This window comes from Kocuria sp. WRN011, assembly GCF_002295155.1.
Lineage (GTDB): Bacteria > Actinomycetota > Actinomycetes > Actinomycetales > Micrococcaceae > Kocuria > Kocuria carniphila.
In genome coordinates this window covers 133,729-151,443 of sequence record NZ_NSGI01000004.1, presented here as the reverse complement: position 1 = coordinate 151,443, position 17,715 = coordinate 133,729, and the positions used below count along the sequence as shown (strand labels likewise).

14 protein-coding genes are annotated in these 17,715 nt (G+C 65.0%); 9 read left to right on the top strand and 5 right to left on the bottom strand.

Going from position 1 to position 17,715, the window contains the following annotated elements:
* Window positions 1-107: 107 nt before the first annotated feature.
* The 3 genes from CKW39_RS06935 (at window position 108) to secA (ending at window position 4,597) form a co-directional block, all read left to right on the top strand.
* A complete protein-coding gene (locus CKW39_RS06935; RefSeq protein WP_095797412.1) occupies window positions 108-899 on the top strand; it encodes a ComF family protein in 792 nt (263 codons plus the stop codon).
* 82 nt (window positions 900-981) lie between these two features.
* Window positions 982-1,674, top strand: a complete 693-nt coding sequence (hpf, locus tag CKW39_RS06930; RefSeq protein ID WP_095797411.1) for a ribosome hibernation-promoting factor, HPF/YfiA family — start codon at window positions 982-984, stop codon at window positions 1,672-1,674.
* A 163-nt stretch (window positions 1,675-1,837) separates the two neighbouring features.
* Window positions 1,838-4,597: a preprotein translocase subunit SecA gene (gene secA, locus CKW39_RS06925; RefSeq protein WP_095797410.1), complete on the top strand. Its 2,760-nt coding sequence runs from the start codon at window positions 1,838-1,840 to the stop codon at window positions 4,595-4,597.
* A 103-nt stretch (window positions 4,598-4,700) separates the two neighbouring features.
* Here secA and CKW39_RS06920 read toward each other — a convergent pair whose 3' ends face one another.
* Window positions 4,701-5,150 carry an Rv3235 family protein gene (locus CKW39_RS06920; RefSeq protein ID WP_095797409.1) on the bottom strand — a complete coding sequence of 150 codons (450 nt, stop codon included), beginning with the start codon at window positions 5,148-5,150 and terminating at the stop codon, window positions 4,701-4,703.
* Window positions 5,147-6,031, bottom strand: a complete 885-nt coding sequence (locus tag CKW39_RS06915; RefSeq protein WP_158222919.1) for a LysM peptidoglycan-binding domain-containing protein — start codon at window positions 6,029-6,031, stop codon at window positions 5,147-5,149. The genes CKW39_RS06920 and CKW39_RS06915 overlap by 4 nt, the downstream gene beginning before the upstream one ends.
* Before the next feature lie 139 nt (window positions 6,032-6,170).
* Between CKW39_RS06915 and CKW39_RS06910 the strand changes: the two genes are divergently transcribed.
* Complete coding sequence (locus CKW39_RS06910; RefSeq protein ID WP_254049317.1) at window positions 6,171-6,839, top strand: hypothetical protein; 669 nt, start codon at window positions 6,171-6,173, stop codon at window positions 6,837-6,839.
* A 1-nt stretch (window position 6,840) separates the two neighbouring features.
* Here CKW39_RS06910 and CKW39_RS06905 read toward each other — a convergent pair whose 3' ends face one another.
* Window positions 6,841-7,056, bottom strand: coding sequence for a helix-turn-helix domain-containing protein (locus CKW39_RS06905; RefSeq protein ID WP_095797407.1), 216 nt, complete (start codon window positions 7,054-7,056; stop codon window positions 6,841-6,843).
* 225 nt (window positions 7,057-7,281) lie between these two features.
* Here CKW39_RS06905 and CKW39_RS06900 point away from each other — a divergent pair, with 225 nt between their 5' ends.
* The 3 genes from CKW39_RS06900 to CKW39_RS06890 are packed head-to-tail and all read left to right on the top strand — an operon-like array spanning window position 7,282 to window position 10,912.
* Window positions 7,282-7,938 (top strand): SAF domain-containing protein, encoded by a 657-nt coding sequence (locus CKW39_RS06900; RefSeq protein WP_095797406.1) that lies wholly within the window; start codon window positions 7,282-7,284, stop codon window positions 7,936-7,938.
* The gene (locus CKW39_RS06895; RefSeq protein ID WP_095797405.1) at window positions 7,935-9,320 is read left to right on the top strand and encodes a hypothetical protein; all 1,386 of its coding nucleotides are present in this window, start codon (window positions 7,935-7,937) and stop codon (window positions 9,318-9,320) included. Before CKW39_RS06900 ends, CKW39_RS06895 begins: the two co-directional genes overlap by 4 nt.
* A 26-nt stretch (window positions 9,321-9,346) precedes the next feature.
* Window positions 9,347-10,912 carry a sensor histidine kinase gene (locus CKW39_RS06890; RefSeq protein WP_095797404.1) on the top strand — a complete coding sequence of 522 codons (1,566 nt, stop codon included), beginning with the start codon at window positions 9,347-9,349 and terminating at the stop codon, window positions 10,910-10,912.
* 114 nt (window positions 10,913-11,026) lie between these two features.
* Here CKW39_RS06890 and CKW39_RS06885 read toward each other — a convergent pair whose 3' ends face one another.
* On the bottom strand, window positions 11,027-11,275 hold the full coding sequence (locus CKW39_RS06885; RefSeq protein ID WP_019309413.1) for a WhiB family transcriptional regulator: 249 nt from the start codon (window positions 11,273-11,275) through the stop codon (window positions 11,027-11,029).
* Between the two features lie 299 nt (window positions 11,276-11,574).
* Between CKW39_RS06885 and CKW39_RS06880 the strand changes: the two genes are divergently transcribed.
* Window positions 11,575-11,994, top strand: a complete 420-nt coding sequence (locus tag CKW39_RS06880) for a hypothetical protein (protein WP_095797403.1) — start codon at window positions 11,575-11,577, stop codon at window positions 11,992-11,994.
* Here the strand turns inward: CKW39_RS06880 and CKW39_RS06875 are convergent.
* A complete protein-coding gene (locus CKW39_RS06875) occupies window positions 11,939-16,258 on the bottom strand; it encodes an FtsK/SpoIIIE domain-containing protein (protein ID WP_095797402.1) in 4,320 nt (1,439 codons plus the stop codon). The genes CKW39_RS06880 and CKW39_RS06875 overlap by 56 nt on opposite strands.
* Before the next feature lie 194 nt (window positions 16,259-16,452).
* Between CKW39_RS06875 and CKW39_RS06870 the strand changes: the two genes are divergently transcribed.
* A complete protein-coding gene (locus tag CKW39_RS06870; RefSeq protein ID WP_095797401.1) occupies window positions 16,453-17,640 on the top strand; it encodes a glycosyltransferase family 4 protein in 1,188 nt (395 codons plus the stop codon).
* Window positions 17,641-17,715: the final 75 nt, after the last annotated feature.

Sequence of the window (17,715 nt, the reverse complement as noted above, 5' to 3'; positions counted from 1 at the left end):
CGGCGTCCCGTAGGTCGTAGGGCCCGGGTGTGCGGGTCCGCGGCGAGCGCGCTCCACAATGGTCACCGGCCCTGGCACTTCGGCCCCGATGTCGGTTGGCTGGGGCCATGACCAAGATTCCCAGCCGCGCGCTGGACCGTGCCGGTGCGACCCTCTGGAACTGGGCCGCGGCGTCGTCGGAGGTCCTCCTGCCCGTGAGCTGCGCAGTGTGCGAAGCGCCGGGAGCCACACTGTGCCGAGGGTGCCGAATCATGTTGCGCCGTTCCACGGTGCGCCCCGCAGAAGTCCCCGCGCCGCGAGGGCTACTGGCCTCCAATGCGAGGGTGTGGGCCGCCGGTCCTTATGAACACGAGCTGGCTTCGTGCCTGCTGTCCTTCAAGAACGGCGGGCGGGCGGACCTTGCTCCCGTGTTGGGAACGGTGTTGACCGGGGTGCTGCTGCGGGCCGCGGAGGATCTGGCCGTGAGCCCCGCGGCCGTGTTGTGGGTGCCCGTTCCTACTTCTGCCCGAGCTCGGTGGAAACGCTGGTTCGACCCGGTACAGGAGATTTTGTCCCGCACCTCACTACCGCACGGCACCCGGGTCCACGCCGGCCTGGAACACCGTCACCGCTCGGCACTCGGGGCGAGTTCACAGAAAAGCCTGGATGTAGCCCATCGGGCGCGGGCCATCAAGGGAAGCATGCGCGCGGTGGGTGTTCGTGGCGCCATGTGTGTCGTGGTGGATGACGTCATGACTTCTGGTGCTACGGCCGCGGAGGCCGTTTCCGTCCTGCGGGACGCGGGCGCACACGTGCCCGGAATCGTGGTTCTCGCCACCGTGCGGGCCGGGTGTTCACCCGGGGCTGATTCCACCACGACCGGGTCACATGTCAGTGAATTTCCCCACAGTTTGAACTAACGTTGGGTTACGGGAACGGAACAAATGTATCCCGTGTGGGAGCAGCACTATCCCGCGTCATCCTCAAGATTTGGAGGGTCTCATGGAACTGAACGTCCAAGGACGAAACGTTGCGGTGCCGGAGCGATTCAAAGAATACGCGGAGAAGAAGAGCGAGCGTTTTGCGCAGCTCGGTGACAAGGTGCAGACCATCGAGGTCAAGGTCACCAAAGACAACGGAGTATCGGGACACCAAGGCATTCGCGTGGAGATCACGGTGATTGGCCGCGGTCCCGTCGTGCGTGCGGAGGCGCGCAGCGACGACAAGTTCGCCGCTTTCGACGAGGCCTACGCCAAGCTGATCGAACAGCTGCGCAGGGCCCGTGATCGTCGCAAAATTCACCGCGGGGGCCACCAACGCCCCATTGCGGTGCACGAAGCCACCGGTTCTCTGCCGGTACTTCCCAGTGAGGGACTCCCGGCCCCGGCCATCGAGGAAGAACTCTCCGCCGCCGAGGACGAGGCCTTCAGCGATGAATACGCGCTGAGTGACACCCCCACCCCGGTGGAAATCCGCCGCAAGCGTTTCCCCGCTGACGAGCTCAGCGTGGACGAGGCCGTGGACCAGATGGAACTGGTCGGACACGACTTCTTCCTGTTCGTGGACAAAGAAACCCAGGAACCCTCGGCGGTGTACCGCCGCAAGGGCTGGGAGTATGGCGTGATCAGCCTCAGCAAGGACGGCACGGCTGCGGAAGAGCAAACCCGCGCCTACCAGCCTCAGGCCAGCGTCTGAGAAGTTCAGTAACAGTTGACGGTTCAACCGTCGCCACCGGGCCCCGCGGCTTCCAACCAGCGCGGGGCCCGGTGGTGTTCCACACCATCCCGAGATCACCCAGCCGGACTCACGTACACTGATCGGCGGTGCACCACCGTCCACAACTGAGGAGCGAACACACGTGGCGTCATTCCTGGAAAAAGTCCTTCGGACCGGGGATAAGCAGGTCCTGAAGCGACTGAGGTCCTACACGGACGCCGTGAACAGCCTGGAAGAGAGCTTCAAAGCGCTCAGCGATGCCGAATTGCGCGCAGAAACTGACGCTTTCAAGGCGCGCATCGAAGACGGCGAATCCTTGGACCGACTGCTTCCGGAGGCCTTCGCCGCGGTGCGTGAGGCGGCGTCGCGAACCCTGGGGCAGCGACACTACGACGTCCAGCTCATGGGCGGCGCGGCACTGCACCTGGGCAACATTGCCGAAATGAAGACCGGTGAGGGCAAAACCCTCGTGGCCACCGCACCCGCCTACCTCAACGCTCTGAGCGGCAAGGGTGTACACGTGGTCACGGTCAACGACTACCTCGCCGAGTACCAGGCCAACCTCATGGGCCGCGTGTTCCGCTTCCTCGGTCTGGAGACCGGCGTGATTCTCTCCGGACAGGATCCGGCCACCCGTCGCGAGCAGTACGCCGCGGACATCACCTACGGCACCAATAACGAATTCGGCTTCGACTACCTGCGCGACAACATGGCTTGGAGTGCGGATGAACTGGTCCAACGCGGCCACCACTTCACCATCGTGGATGAGGTGGACTCCATCCTCATCGACGAGGCGCGTACCCCTCTCATCATTTCCGGTCCCGCCTCCGGCGAGGCCAACCGGTGGTACAAGGAATTCGCCAAAATGGTCACGAACCTCAAGGCGGACACCGACTATGAAGTCGACGAGAAGAAGCGCACCGTGGGTGTTCTCGAACCCGGTATTGAAAAGGTTGAGGACTACCTGGGTATCGACAACCTGTACGAGTCCCAGAACACCCCGCTGATCGGTTTCCTCAACAACGCGATCAAGGCCAAGGAGCTGTTTCACGCGAACAAGGACTACATCGTGGCCCAGGGCGAGGTGCGCATCGTCGATGAGCACACCGGTCGTGTGCTCGCCGGACGTCGCTACAACGAAGGCATCCACCAGGCTATCGAGGCCAAGGAGGGTGTCGAGATCAAGGCCGAGAACCAGACCATGGCCACGATCACCCTGCAGAACTACTTCCGCCTCTACGACAAGCTCTCCGGCATGACCGGTACGGCCCAGACTGAGGCCGCGGAGTTCATGAACACCTACGAGATCGGCGTGGTGCCGATCCCGCCCAATAAGGGCATGGCACGTATCGACCAGCGCGATCTGGTCTACAAGAACGAGGCCACCAAGTACGCCGCCGTGGTCCGCGACATCGAAGAGCGCCACGCCACGGGTCAGCCCGTGCTCGTCGGTACCGCCTCCGTGGAGAAGTCCGAGTACCTCTCCAAGCTGCTGGCCAAACGCGGTGTACGGCACGAGGTGCTCAACGCCAAGAACCACGCGCGTGAGGCCGCGATCGTCGCGCAGGCCGGTCGTAAGGGCTCCGTCACCGTGGCCACCAATATGGCCGGCCGCGGTACTGACATCATGCTCGGCGGTAACGCGGAGTTCGACGCCGTGGAAGCCATGGAACAAAAGGGCCTGGATCCGGAGCGAGACGCCGAGAAGTACGAGGCCGAATGGCCCTCCGTTCTCGAGCACTACGAGAAGTCCACCAAAGCCGAGCACGAAGAGGTCATCGAGCTGGGTGGCCTGTACGTCCTGGGTACCGAGCGCCACGAGTCCCGTCGTATCGACGATCAGCTCCGCGGCCGTTCGGGCCGCCAGGGCGACCCGGGTGAATCTCGCTTCTACCTCTCGCTCGCGGACGACCTCATGCGCCTGTTCAATCCGGCCGTCGCCCAGCGCCTCATGGCGGTCGCCCCCGACGACGTTCCGGTGACCGGCCGCATGATCACCTCCGGTATCGCCAACGCGCAGAACCAGGTGGAGGGCCGTAACGCCGAGCAGCGCAAGAATGTGCTCAAGTACGACGACGTGCTCAACCGCCAGCGCGAAGTGGTCTACCGTGACCGCCGTCGAATCCTCATGGGCGATGACATTGCCGAACAGATTCAGCAGTTCGTGGAAGAGGTCATCACCACCGCCATCGAAGACCGCACTCGCGTGGGTCATTCCGAGGACTGGGATCTGGACGGTCTGTGGGAGGCATTGCGTGAGCTGTACCCCATCACGTTGACCCAGCAGGAAATCATTGACGAGGCCGGCGGACGCCCGCGGTTGACCGCGGACTTCCTCACGGAACAGATCCTCTCGGACGCCAAGCTCGTCTACCAGGAACGCGAGGACGAACTCGGTTCCGAGGCCATGCGCAACCTGGAACGACGCGTACTCCTCTCGGTGATCGGCCGCCGCTGGCCGGAGCACCTCTACGAAATGGATTACCTCAAGGAGGGCATCGGCCTGCGTGCCATGGCCCAGCGTGACCCGCTGGTCGAGTACCAGCGCGAAGGCCACCAGATGTTCAAGGGCCTGATGGACACGATCCGCGAGGAAACTGTGGTCACCATGTATCACCTGGAAGTCCGGCGCCAGCGCACCGGTCAGGACGGTGGCGAGGTGGAGATGGCCCGTCCTCAGCGTCCGGCGTTCCTGCAGTACTCCGCGCCCAACGAGGACGGCGAGCCGATGGCCCGACTCGAGGCCAAGGACAATCACCAGACTCCGGTCGGTGAAGGTGCGCAAGCCGCCAAGACAGCCGAGGGCGCCGCTGCCGGCGAAGAGAACTCGGAGCCGACCGAGAACCGCGCCCGACGTCGCGCTCGCAAGGGCGGCAGCTCCAAGAAGGGCACGCGCAAGTAGCGTCCGTTCGCAGATCCGAACGAGGACGGGTGGCACACACAATGTGTGCCACCCGTCCTCGTTTCTCATCGGTTCACTGACTGTTGTCGTGTGAGGCTGTGGCTCACCCGACTTCGAGGTGCACCACGCGCCACTGTCGGTTGATTCGCTCGATTCTGAGCGCCACGGCTCTGACCCGAGCGGATTCCTCGATGACCACCGATGCCTCGTAGCACTCGGGCGCGGGGGAGCAGACCCTGACCCTGCGTACTCTCGGGGCCTTGTGGACCTCGAAGAGTGAGGCCCGGTCCCGGTACTGTTCCTGCACCAACCGGAGCATCGCTGCACGCTGTTCGAACCGTTCCACGACATCCTGGGTGGTCCACCGGGCCAGCTGCGTTGCGGGGCGTGTGCCGCCCAGGATTTCCACGGCGGCTTGGGCGAAGCTCCGGGACATGGCCGTGACACGTTCCAGGTCGTTCTTGTGGGTGAGGCCCGCACGGGACCTGTCGGCTCGCCAGGTGTATCCGCCCGAAGGAGGCTGGGGAGCTGAAACTGCTGTGGCAACACTCATGACGAGGCTCCTTCGGTGGGCAGTGGGATGGAGACTTTTTCAAGTAGCTGGGGTGGAACGTGCAGCTGGTCTCCGGGACGGATCAAGTCGCCGCCGTTCTGGAGGTCGTTGTGTTCCAGCCACGTGGCAGTCTGTGCAGCGATCTGTGCGGGAGTGGCCTGCGGGCCCAGGAATTCCGCCGTGATGTCCCACAGGGTGTCACCCCGGACAACGGTCAGGATCGAGTCGGTGACTCGGTGCTGCGCGGGAACGGCTCCGGACTCACTCTGAGATGCCGTGAGGTCGCGGGCGTCTGAGGCATCAGGGCCGGTGGAAGCGGCCGGGAGACCGGGGAGACCGGGGAGACCAGGGAGCCCAGGGGTTTGGGCAGGTGTCTGCGGTCCAGGATGAGCTGCGTTGGGTTGCGCAGGCTCGTCGCCCACCTCCGGAGCGGCACCGGGCGCCTGCGCGGACGGTTGGCCGGGAGGCGTGTCCGTGGAAGCCGCGGGATCCCGTTCCTCAACCTGATTGACTCCGGATTCGGAATCGGACCAGAAGGGGTTGACGGGTTCGGTCGCGTGCGCAGCGGACACGGTCACCAAATGAATCCCCACTACCGCTCCCACGGTGCGGGCCATGAGCCTAGGAGTGAGCCGAGTGGCGAAACGCTCCACGCGATGCCACTGAAATCTGCGCGCCCCGGCGGCGCACACGAGCATGAGCATGCCGCCGAACCACCACGCCGCCAACAACACTCCGGCCACGGCTGCCACGAGAGCAACGGCCAGATCCGCGTTCATGGCTGTCAGGTCCTGGCGGTACCGCTCCAGGAGGCTCCACCCCATGGCCATCAGCACGCCGGATAGGAGCGGGATGATCCAGATGGTAAGGGCGAACTCCACGCGAGGCGCGTCGCCTCCGCTCTCGGCACCTTGAGTTCGTTCCATCACTTTGGACCCCCAATGATGTTGTTTGATGTCGTTTAGTAATGTTTAGATCATTCAGGGCGGAAACATGTACGTCAAGCATGAATGATTGTGCATGCACATCCGGCGTCACATTTCGTGGTGGCCCAGCGTGATGTACTGGATCGATGCGGCCCCGCTACGAGAGGTGGCCGGACGGAATCACCAGGGGGAGACCGTGCGTTGGGATGAACTCTTCGCGGACATGGAAGCGCAGCTGGCTCAGGCGGAGCAGCGCAGCGTGGAACTCGAGGCCGCGGAAACGGCGAGGGCGGAGTTGTCGCGCCTCACTTTGGCGGAACGACTCTCTGCTCATCGGAACCGGATGGTGCGGCTTCTGCCGGCTCACGGGGACGTTCTGGAAGGCGAGCTCACCGACATCGGTGCAGGCTGGGCAGTCATCCGGGAACGGCATTTCCAACACCTGGTGCCTTTGCATTCCGTGGTGTGGTGGGAGGGGTTGCACCGTAAGTTCGAGATCATCAATGAGCGTGCGGTACTGCGGAAATTAGGAATGGGGCACGTGCTCCGTGCGTTGGCGGCGTCGAGAGCGCACGTGCGGGTTCTACTCGTGGATCCGTCCGCTCGGGGGGATCTGGAAGGCACCTTGGATGCGGTGGGGCACGATTTTTTCGATCTTGCCTTGCATCCCGACGACCAATTCCGACGGCGCGCGGCGGTCAAGGCAGTGCGCACCGTTCCCTTCGGGTCCGTGGCGCTGATTTCGTCGCCGGACACCGCCTGAATTAGCCGACGGACCCTTCGCGCACGGCCTGCTCCGTGCGCTCGTAGCCCTTCTGGATGTATTCCTCGAGCTTCTGCGTTTCCACGCGCCACTGGCCTCGCCCGCCCACCTGAATGGCGGGCAGTTCACCGGAGCGGACCATGGCGCGGGCCTGGGCCACCGAGATCGACAGGATTTCGGAAACATCCGACAGCGTGAGAAAACGTGGCTGTGCCATGGAGTAGTTCGCCTCATCTCAGGTGGTTTGATGCAGTTTGATCACGTCCAGTGTCCCACGGATCTCGGAGGAGGGCGCGATATGCACAGAAACTCTTCCCGAGCGCCGCCCCGTACCGAAGATGTCCACATGTTTCACAACCTGATTTCCTCCGGTGCGATTCACGGTGCACACTCATGAAAGATTCGGTGGGGGCCGGATCCACTCCGGGGGAAGGGAACACTCATGTCCAGCGATTCACAGCACGGTACGGCCGCGGCGCAACGCTTCAAGAAACCCACGTGGCGCGACCCTCGACTGGTGGTGGGATTATTGCTCGTGCTCACGTCCATTGTGGCCGTGGTTCTTCTCATCTCGACATTGAACCGAACCGAGCCCTATTACGTGGCCGCCCACGATCTGCCGGTCGGACAGAGTGTCTCGAACGATGATCTGGTGCCGGTTGACGTCAGACTGCAGGACGCATCGCAACAGTATGTGTCGGCGGAGACAGATCTCAAGGACAACGATGTCCTGGTGCAGCGCGTTCCCAAGGGGCAACTGGTTCCGACCAATGCGGTGGGTACCGCTGACGAACTGGATCGCAGCCCGGTGGGGATTGCGCTGGAGACGCCCCTGCCCGCGGAGGCCAGAGCCGGTTCGCGCGTGGACGTGTGGGTTGCGGAGCAGAAGGCGTCCGGACGGGGTTACGAGAAGCCCCGCAAGCTCGTGCCCGGCGCGGAGATCTCCAAGATCGAGACCACCAATTCGGCCCTCGGGAGTTCAACCGGTACCACGGTGCACGTACTGGCCACGCCCGCACAGGTGGAGCCACTGGTCGACGCCCTGGGTAACAGTGCCAAGGTCACCCTGGTGCTCAACCCCTCGGGTGACGACTCATGAGTATCTCGGTCGTGACCCTGGGCACGGGAACGTGGCCGCTGGTTGACCAGATCGAAAGACAGCACGGGTCCGTGACCGTGGTGCGGCGGTGTTTGGACCTCTCAGAACTCCTGGCGTGCGCCCACACAGGTATGGCGAGGGTTGCGTTGCTCGCCGAAGGGGCCGAGGAACTGACCGCGAGCTTGCTGGAGCAACTGAGCCTCAGCTCGGTCCGGGTTCTTGTGCTTGCCGGTCATGACGAGAATCGCCTGGCCGCGCTCGGTGTCACGATCGTTCCCGGTGGAGCCACGGGGCAGGACGTCACCACCCTCATTGAAGAGGTCGTGGACTCACCCGACCCGGTGCCTTCCTATCGAGGCCATTCCCACCCTGACGATCACCCGCGTGCTGTGGAGGACACCGAGCGGATCCATGAATCCACAGATGCTCCTGCCACACGTGAGAGGGAGTCGGATTCCCCGGATCAGAACCCGCCCCAGACCAGTGAGTCGGGCCGTGTCATCACGGTATGGGGGCCGATGGGAGCGCCGGGGCGCACCCTCACGGCGCTGAACGTGGCGGCCGAACTCGCACTGGGCGGTTCAAGGGTTCTGCTGGTCGATGCCGACACGTACGCGGCCTCGATCGCCGCGAGCCTGGGCATGCTCGAGGAGGCTGCCGGGTTGGCCCAGGCATGTCGCCTGGCGGATCAGGGCCGGCTCGATGCCGAAGGATTGCAGCGCTGCGCCACCCGGGTCTCTGTGGCCGGCGGCTCAGTGGATGTCCTCACGGGTCTCACACGCCACGATCGGTGGCCGGAAGTTCGTGCTGCAGCGCTGGAAACCGTCCTGTTGCACGCCCGAACCGCTTATCAGGCAGTCGTGGTCGACACGTCGTTCAGTCTTGAATCGGATGAGGAGATCAGCCTGGACATGGTCGCCCCGCGGCGCAATGCCGCCACATTGTGTGCGTGCGCCATGGCCGACTCGATCATTGTGCTGGGCACCGCCGATGCCCTGGGGATTCCGCGGCTGGTCAAGACCCTTCCCGACCTGACCGATGTGGCGCCCACCGCGCGGCTGCTCGTGGTGATCAACAAACTTCGCAAGGCCTCCGTGGGACGCGCAAGCGCGGATGCCGTGGCCGAGGCGTGGGATCGGTTCTCACCCGGCCACGGAATCGATGCCACGCTCGACTGGGACCCCGCCGCGTGTGACGAGGCGCTACTGGCGGGCGCCGTATTGGCGGAGTCGGCGGCCAAGAGCCCGCTGCGGCAACAACTCGCGGATCTGGCCGTCCGCGCGCTGAGTCCCGAGAGCGACGTCGTTGGCGAATCCTCGGCGGCAGGGTCCGCGCCGGGGACTAGGCTGGGACAACGAGTGGGCGCGTGGTTGCGCCGTTGAAGTCCCCTGAAAGTGAGTGACCCGCCGTGGCGTTTACGGATCCCCTGCGTTCCATCAAGGATTTTGACGCCGGCGATGCCGAGTGGTTGCACCTGCTGGTGGGGGACTGGCAGCTCGTGGCGGATCTTGGGTTCGCAGATCTGCTACTGAGCTTTCCCAACCGGGTGATCTCGGCCGAGGACAGCCCCACGGGTTCGGCGATTCCCGCCCCGGACAGCGACTTCACGGTCTTGGCACACGCGCGTCCCACGACCGGGCCCACGGTCTTCCACAAGGACATGGTGGGAGAGATGATTCCCGCCGCGGACGCCGCTCCCTTGCGTTCCGCGTGGGTCGACCAGCGCATCGAGCGGTTCAAGCTCACGGCCACCGAAGCCCAGCCCGCGGAGTCGATTCTGGTGGTGCCGCTGGTGCGTAATCAGCGCACCATTGCCGTGGTCAGTATGACGCTGGACCAGCATTTCGGGCGTCCGATGTCCCAGATGAAAACCGTTTACCGCGAAACGGCAGAGGACTTGTTGCGCATGGCCAACGAGGGTACATGGCCGGATTTTGCCGTCCGCAGCGATTCCCGCCGGGGTGCGCCCCGTGTGGGAGACGGCATGATGCGCCTGGACGCTCACGGCAGGGTGGCTTTCTGCTCGCCCAACGGGCTGTCCACTTTCCGCAGGTTGGGACACGAGGGCGACATGGCCGGCGCGAATCTCGTATCGATTGCGCGGAGTCTCGATGTCCGCGGCAACGGAGTGGACGAGACGATTGCCCCCGTGCTTGCCGGGACCATGCCGTGGCGCGGCGAATTGGAGGCCGGGAACGTGTCCGTGACCCTGCGGGCCATCCCGCTGCGGCGGGGAACCTCCCGAACCGGCGCGCTCCTGCTGTGCCGGGACGTGACGGAACTGCGCCGCAGGGACCTCCAGCTGGTCTCCAAGGACGCCACCATTCGCGAGATCCACCACCGGGTGAAGAACAATTTGCAGACGGTGTCGGCGCTCTTGCGGTTGCAGTCGCGCCGCATGACGTCCGAGGAGGCCAAACACGGTCTGCAGCAGGCCATGAGGCGGGTGAGTTCCATCGCTCGCGTGCACGAATCGCTGTCCCACGACATTTCGGAGGACGTCGATTTCGACGAGTTGATCAGGCCCCAGGTGAAGCTCGCGGTCGAGACGGCCTCATCCACTCAAACGGTTCGCACCGAGGTGCACGGCGAATTCGGCCGGCTACCGTCCAAATGTGCCACGTCCATGGCGCTGGTCATCAACGAGATCGCGGCCAACGCCGTGCAGCACGGGCTCAAGGACCGGAACGGAACCGTGTCTCTGGAGGTGGAGCGCCTGCCGGACATCTTCAACGAGGACGGTGACGTTCGTCGTGTTATCGAGGTGACCGTCAGCGACGACGGCTGGGGCATGGGCGACACCGTGATTGAAGAATCGGGTGCGAGTGCGTTCCGGCAGGCCGGTGATGGTGAAGGCCTGGGGATGCAGATCGTGCGCACCCTGGTGGCCAGTGAGCTCGAAGGCAAGATTCGCTGGCAACCGCGTGAGGGCGGCGGCACATGCGTGGTGATTCAGGCGCAGTTCTCCGTCTGAGCGACTGGCATACCGGTGAGTGTCCGGGTGGCGGTGAGGAGCTCAGGGAATGACGAAGCCCCCGCGACATCTATCGTCGCGAGGGCTTGGTCGATGAAATTAGGGCCATGAGGCTCAAGAGGCGCGACGTGCGCGAGCGGCACGGCGCTTGAGGGCGCGGCGCTCATCTTCACTCATACCGCCCCATACTCCAGCGTCCTGACCGGATTCGAGGGCCCACTGCAGGCAGGTGTCCATGACCTCGCACGTGCGGCACACGGCTTTGGCCTCTTCGATCTGCAACAGAGCGGGGCCGGTATTACCCACGGGGAAAAATAGTTCTGGGTCCTTCTCAAGGCATGCTGCGCGACTACGCCAATCCATGATCTGCGGCGACGCTCCTTTCACTTCAGTTGGGTGTGCACAGAAACACCGCATCACCATCGAGCGCGGGCTGAGCGCGACGGGAGAATGTTCGGGGGAGTACACACAGAAAAGGCCCGCGTTGGCCGGGCCTCAAAAGATGATCTGCCCAATACTTTCTCACGTGAACAACTCGTGAACAAGAGTCTGAGCGGTATATCACACGGAAAGTTTTGCCTGACTAACTGACCGATCATGTCGGTGGGAGATCGAGATTAGAGTTGGGGGTGCCCTGCTCACCCTCATGAAAGGCCCATTCCATGGTCCCCGCCTCCCAGCAGCAGTCACCGGACCGTCCCTGGACGGTGTGGGTGATCGGTGTGATCGTCGGACTGGAAGCCGCGGCCCTGGCCTATGTGGGAGTTCGCTTCGTGATTTCGTTGTTCTCGGATCATGTGATCCCCACGGCGGGCATCATTTTCGGTGCGGTGGTCATGTTGGGCGCCGCGGCCTGGCTCGGTTCGGCGGCCTGGGGAACGGTGAGGGGTCTGCGATGGCCGCGCGCCGCGATTCTCGTGTCTCAGGCATTCCTGGTGATCGTGGGGATCTCCCTGACTCAGGTGGGTGCCCGGGCGATTGGTGTGGCGTGCGTTGCGGCGGCGATCGTAGCCCTCATGGCTTTGTTCAACCGAGGGACCGTGGCATGGATGGGGGAGTCCACGCGTCACCCGTCCCGCTGAGTTCGGTGCCCAGGTACGGGGTTTGAACCAGAACCGGTACGCCGCGGTGGATCCAGTACCCGCGACCGGGCGGCCCGCCCACCGGCAAACCGGACAATGATGCTCCGAACAGATCGCCGTCGAAGGCCTTTCTGGGCCGGAGCAAAAGGGTGTCCGCCACATGACGCCACTGCATCAGTGGTGGAAAGAGCGCTGGCAGCCCGTCGCTCAGCCGCAGGGCCACGATCAGTCGTAGATCGTTCCGGCCGCCGACGCCGCTCGTTCCGGCGCCTGGGTGCCACAGGGCACCCAGGCGTTGAATCACCTGGGTGGCCAAGGAATCCGCGTCGTCGATCAGCACGGTTGTTCCGGCACGGATCTCGGAGAACACTGCCTCCAACTCCTCCACCGAGTGCGGATGACAGCGAACCGCAGCGCGGGAAGGCAACGTCTTCTCGACCGAGTCCAGGTAGGAGCTGCGGCCCGAACGCGTCGGCCCCACGACCAATAACGTGTCACCGGGACCCCAGCCGCGTGTCACGGGGGCGTGGTCCGTTCCCAAACCCATGAGGAGCCCTGAGACGGGGCCGCCCGGCCCGGACCAGTGATCGGGCAGCGGCCGGTACCGCGGCCAGACACTCGAGTCCGGGGCGGGAATCGTGACTTGAGAGAGTTTCGAATGTTCTGTGAGTTCCTCCTCGTGCGTTGCCGACCCATGGAGAACTCGTTCATTGGTGGCGGCATCTTGACCGGTGACTAAACCTCCACTGGGAATCGGAACCTGCACCACCGTGAGAGCGCCCCGAGACTGCTGCCCGCGGGATGTGGAGCACCTGTACGCGGCGGCGCCTTGCACGACCCCTCGTAGTGGCAGGGGATTGACCGCCGGAAGCTTGGGCCACTGCAAGAGTGCTTCGGGAGTCTGATCGGCCGGAAAGTACACGCGGGTCCGTCCCGCAGAGGATGCCCGCCCCACCGACAAGGAACGATCCCCGGACATGACCACGGCCACCCCGTTGTGCGAACCAGCCCCGGCCAGAGCCAGCAGTTCATCCTCCAGAAACGCCCACGACCCCGCCCGGAGGAGGGCGCAGCAGCGATCCCAGTCCTCGATCATCAGCACCGCAGCTTCGGATGCACCGTGGCGCGCCTCCTCAGAGAGGGACGAGAACCGCTGTGCCCCTTCGGAGAGACGATTGAGAAGGCCACTGATGGTCGAGACGTCCTGTGCGGAGGCGGCCCCGTGGATGAGACCGGTGTCCGACCAGCGTCGAGCGGGTCCTTCGATCATGGACGTGGCCGATATGACGTAGAGAGCCGGACCTGAACGGGCACGGACCAACTGCTCGAGGGCAGATAACAGCGTGCGTGATGTGTGCAGCGGTTGGCCGATGAGAAACAACGTGCCGTCTTCGAGGGGGCGCCAGGAGGCTCGGCCGGTCCAGTGTTCCACGGAGTTTTCCGCGGGTCCCAGATCCACGTGACCCAGTTCGTTCGGATGCGCCCGTGCAGCTTGAGGTAGGGGAGCGGGTACGGGTCGTACCGACGACACGTCCGGAGCGGGGGCGTCAGCCGGAGTCAGATGCTCACCGGTCGCGGCAACCCAACCCCGGTGGGTTTCGGCAATCTCGGTGACCACTCGCTGCACCCCGGGGTCCAGGCGGGTGCCAACCGTACCGACGGTCATGTCCGGCCCACCGTCGGCCAAACCCGTCCCGCCGAGCGGATCGTCCGAAGGCTGCCGTCCAGCGAGCCTGATGCGCACCTCATCCACCGGGGTCGCCGCGCACGTCGTGAGGATGGCCGTTTGAACTTCCACGGGTGCGCCGTGCCCAGAATCGATGAACGCTCGGCCCGGTGTCGTCGACGAAATACCCGCGGCCACAACCGCCCCGATGATATCCGCGGAATCCTGCTCGGTACGCACTCTGAGACACATGGCCTGAGTGATGTTGGCGCGCACGTCCGCGGGGACCGCTCCCTGGGGGCGCTGAGTCGCCAGGACCAGATGAATCCCCAGGGAGCGTCCCACGGTGGCGATTTTGGCGAGTTCGTCGCCGGCGGTCGAGAACGCGTCCGCGAGCATTTTGACCTCGTCGACCACGACCACCAGTTCCCGAAACTCCAGCTCCCGTGACGCGGGCGTGGTGGTCAGGAGGCTTTGGAAGTCGGAGAGGCCCAGGCCCGCCAGGAGGCGCTCGCGGCGTCGTAATTCGGAACGCAGGAACTCCAAGGCCCGCCGCACGTCCTCCGGCGCGAGGTCGGTCAGAAGCGTGGACCGGTGCGGCAAACCGGTGAGAGGAGACAGCGCGGCGCCACCCTTGAAATCCACGAACAGGAATTCGAGTCGCTCGGGCGAATAGCGGCAGGCCAGTGCGGCCACCAGCGTGCGGAGCACCTCGGATTTCCCACACCCCGTGGTCCCGGCGATCAACATGTGCGGGTGTTCATCACCGAGGGACAGACCCTCGGCACCGTGGCGAGACACGCCGATCGGGGCCTCCAACGATGGCACCCGGGCGCTCGCAGTCCACAGGTCAGGTATTTGCTCGGTCTCGGGAAAAATCACCTGGGAACCCACCGACGCGGGCAGCCCGGACACGTTCCGTAGGGCTGGAATCACGGACTGCACCCGTGACCACTGCTGCATTGCCCGGCAGAACTCCCGGGTCGTCACACTGTCCACGCGCAATGTGAGACGGCCTCGACCCGCGTTCGCATCCAGGCCGGGAACCGCGCCCGCAGCGTCGCAGAACAGGACCGCCGTGGACCTCCAGGACAGTACGGCACTCGATCCACTGCCCTCCGTCGAGTCTCCCGCCACCGAGACCACGATGCGCACGCGCTCCTTCGCGACCGGCAGAGCAGCGGCCGTCCGCGCCGAACACACTTCCAAGGCCGGGCCAGTCACCGACCGATGGCGCTGCGAGTCCACCACGCGAAGATTGGGGAGCAGCGGCGCTCGCCAGCCCGCTTCCGGATCCACGATGAGCTGGTGGAGCGCCCCGGGACCGGTCAGCAACTGCACCGCGAGGGCGTTGATCACGCCTTCTCGATGACGCGACGGCACGGCGAGCTCCAGGTGCTGCACTCGCGACAGGTCGATCAGCACCGGCGCCATTCGGTGCTCAACGGGAACAGCACCCGGCCCATCGCCCAAGTGGACCGCCGCTACGCGTCCGGCCTCACCCAGGTGCACCCATCGCTCGACTCGCTTGACAGAGGTGGGTGCGGATCCGTGGGTGGGAATCGCGATGGACACGCCGGAATCCAACCTTCGCAAACGATCCACGACCTCCGCCGCCGACGGCGCTGCCTCCCCGCAACGTCTCAGGTCCCGTTCCAGCGCGGCCGCCACGCGCGTGCGTTCCCGGGCTCTCGCGGCACGTCCCACGCTCCAACTGACCACGGCGATGATCGCGCCCAGGGCGCTGAAGAGCATGAAGAACCACATACCCGTGACCACGGTGATCACCACGCCCAGGACCAGGGGTAGAAGTCCCAGGAGCAAGCCCATGCGTGCGCCCTGTCCCGAAGCACGGGGGACCGTGATGATCTGAGAAGGGCTGTCGTCGTCGGTTGGTGGGGCTGCCCATGACACCCGGTGTCGAGCGGACGTGGCATCGGAGGGCATGGTCAACCGCAGCCATGAATCTCCGCACCTCAACCGGTCACCCTCCCGCAGCGGAACAGGCCCGGGCATGATCCGCACGTCAGCGTGATCCATCACGATCTCTGTCGCGTCACTCGTGGCGGCCCGCGTGGCCAGCCTGGGGATTCCCGCCATGGGTTCCAACCACTGAGAGCCCCTCGCAATGACCAGCTCCGTGCCGCAGGCGGCCCCGGACACGACCGTCAGCCTGGGACTGTTCTGGTGGCGGTCAGCATCCAGTCCGAGATCAGCACGGCACTGATCGTCACGGCCCCGACCATCATCCCCCGATCCATCACGGCCCGCGAGGTCACGATGCGGAACGTCCCGATCCGGAGAGTTCGCGCGTCGCCCCTCGGTGACGCGCAACGGCAGGAGAGGGAGCCGTGAGCCACTCGGAGGCGGCGTAACCGGACGAAGCGTGATCGTCGCGCCGTCCACCAGGGGTGGCTCGGCGAAACGAACCGAGCTCACATCGATACCGTCGGCCGTCAGCTCCGCGCGGGTTCCGATGAACGTGCAGATTTCCCGGCATACGCTGCTCCCGGCGGTGCCCGGCTCGGCGGTGATGGCAACCTCGTGGCTCTGAACCTCCGCCGCACCTGCCCAGCGCAGGCCGACCATAATTTCCATGGCCTCAGCACAGCACGCCACCTGATCACCACCCGCGCCGAACAGTCAACGTGTGGAGCGGTACGAAAGGCCCCGTGCGGCGTCGTCGTTGTGGAGCGTGCACCCCGTGCGGCGAGGAAAATTTCGGGAAATTACCGGATGACAGCGGTGGACAGGCAGGTCACGGGCCCGGGGTACGTGAGACAGTGGTGCCTATGAGACCCCGGAAGGTTGTCATTGTCAGTCGGATTTTCACGCCGGAACCGGCGGCGGCGTCGTTCAGGTTGCGCGCCCTGGCCAGGGGATTCGCCGCTGAAGGCGCGGATGTCACCGTGCTCACCACGCGCCCGCCGCGCGGCATGGTCGAATCAACCGCGGGCGAGCCGTACTCGGTCATCCGCGTCCCGGTACTGCGCGATGAATACGACTACGTGCGCGGCATTCCCCAATACTTGAGTTTCGATATCCAGGCCTTCGCGCGGCTGCTCGTCATGGACGCCGACATCGTGGTCAGCGAGCCCCCGCCCACCACGGGACTGGCCGTATGGGCATCGAGCGTGCTGCGGCGTCGTCCGTATATCTGGTACAACCCGGACGTGTGGACCGCGGCGACCATCACCATGGACGTGCCGCGGATCGTCACCGAACTCATGCGCGTGGCAGAGACCGTGTCGGCGCGCTGCGCGGGCGGCGTGATCACCGTGTCCGAGGCCATGGGCGCGGAGCTCGCCAAGGTCACGGGCGTGAAGCGCGACAAGATGTTCATCGCGGAGAACGGGATCGACACCGAGATTTTCACCCCGGACGGCCCTTCCGAGGACCTCGCCGACCCCTATTTCGTGTACGCGGGGTCAATGTCCGAGTGGCAGGGTGCGGACGTGTTCATCCACGCGCTCGCCCAGCTTCTCGACGAGCACCCCGACGTCAAGATCAACTTCCTGGGTCGCGGCTCGGACGTGGAACGCATGGAACGAGTGGCGCGAGAGGTGGCCCCGAACAACGTGGTCTTCGACGGCGTCCAGCCGCCCGAGCGCACCGCCGCCTTCACGCGCGGGGCGGTCGCCGCGCTCGCATCGATCGTGCCCGGTCAGGGCTACGACTTCTCCAAGCCCACCAAGGTTTATGCCGCCGCCGCGTGCGGAACGCCCGTGATCTACGCGGGTGCCAAGGGCGTGGCTGCCGACCTGGTCACGGAGAACGGCCTGGGCCAGGCGGTCGGTCACGACGCGAGCGAAGTGGCCGCGGCCATGCGCGCCGCACTGGAGCCCTCCGGTCTGCACGATCGCGATACAGGCGTACGACGCCGCTCGGACTGGGCCCGCGCCCACGCCTCCTTGGGTGCCTCGGGCCGCGCCGCAGCGAAATGGGTGCTCAGCGGATTCGTTCGGGACCGAGCGCGGTGACGGTCCACACAGCGTCAAGAAGGTACTGAACCAGCGGAGTCCGGTAGCTTAGGGCAAGATGTCTTGACCCTCACG

What these genes read in the sequence shown, in the direction of transcription:
- CKW39_RS06935 (WP_095797412.1), top strand. Translation starts at nt 108, where the DNA reads ATGACCAAGATTCCCAGCCGCGCGCTGGACCGTGCCGGTGCGACCCTC.
- hpf (WP_095797411.1), top strand. Translation starts at nt 982, where the DNA reads ATGGAACTGAACGTCCAAGGACGAAACGTTGCGGTGCCGGAGCGATTC.
- CKW39_RS06920 (WP_095797409.1), bottom strand. Translation starts at nt 5,150, where the DNA reads ATGAGTGTTGCCACAGCAGTTTCAGCTCCCCAGCCTCCTTCGGGCGGA.
- CKW39_RS06910 (WP_254049317.1), top strand. Translation starts at nt 6,171, where the DNA reads ATGCACATCCGGCGTCACATTTCGTGGTGGCCCAGCGTGATGTACTGG.
- CKW39_RS06905 (WP_095797407.1), bottom strand. Translation starts at nt 7,056, where the DNA reads ATGGCACAGCCACGTTTTCTCACGCTGTCGGATGTTTCCGAAATCCTG.
- CKW39_RS06900 (WP_095797406.1), top strand. Translation starts at nt 7,282, where the DNA reads ATGTCCAGCGATTCACAGCACGGTACGGCCGCGGCGCAACGCTTCAAG.
- CKW39_RS06895 (WP_095797405.1), top strand. Translation starts at nt 7,935, where the DNA reads ATGAGTATCTCGGTCGTGACCCTGGGCACGGGAACGTGGCCGCTGGTT.
- CKW39_RS06885 (WP_019309413.1), bottom strand. Translation starts at nt 11,275, where the DNA reads ATGGATTGGCGTAGTCGCGCAGCATGCCTTGAGAAGGACCCAGAACTA.
- CKW39_RS06880 (WP_095797403.1), top strand. Translation starts at nt 11,575, where the DNA reads ATGGTCCCCGCCTCCCAGCAGCAGTCACCGGACCGTCCCTGGACGGTG.
- CKW39_RS06875 (WP_095797402.1), bottom strand. Translation starts at nt 16,258, where the DNA reads ATGGAAATTATGGTCGGCCTGCGCTGGGCAGGTGCGGCGGAGGTTCAG.
- CKW39_RS06870 (WP_095797401.1), top strand. Translation starts at nt 16,453, where the DNA reads ATGAGACCCCGGAAGGTTGTCATTGTCAGTCGGATTTTCACGCCGGAA.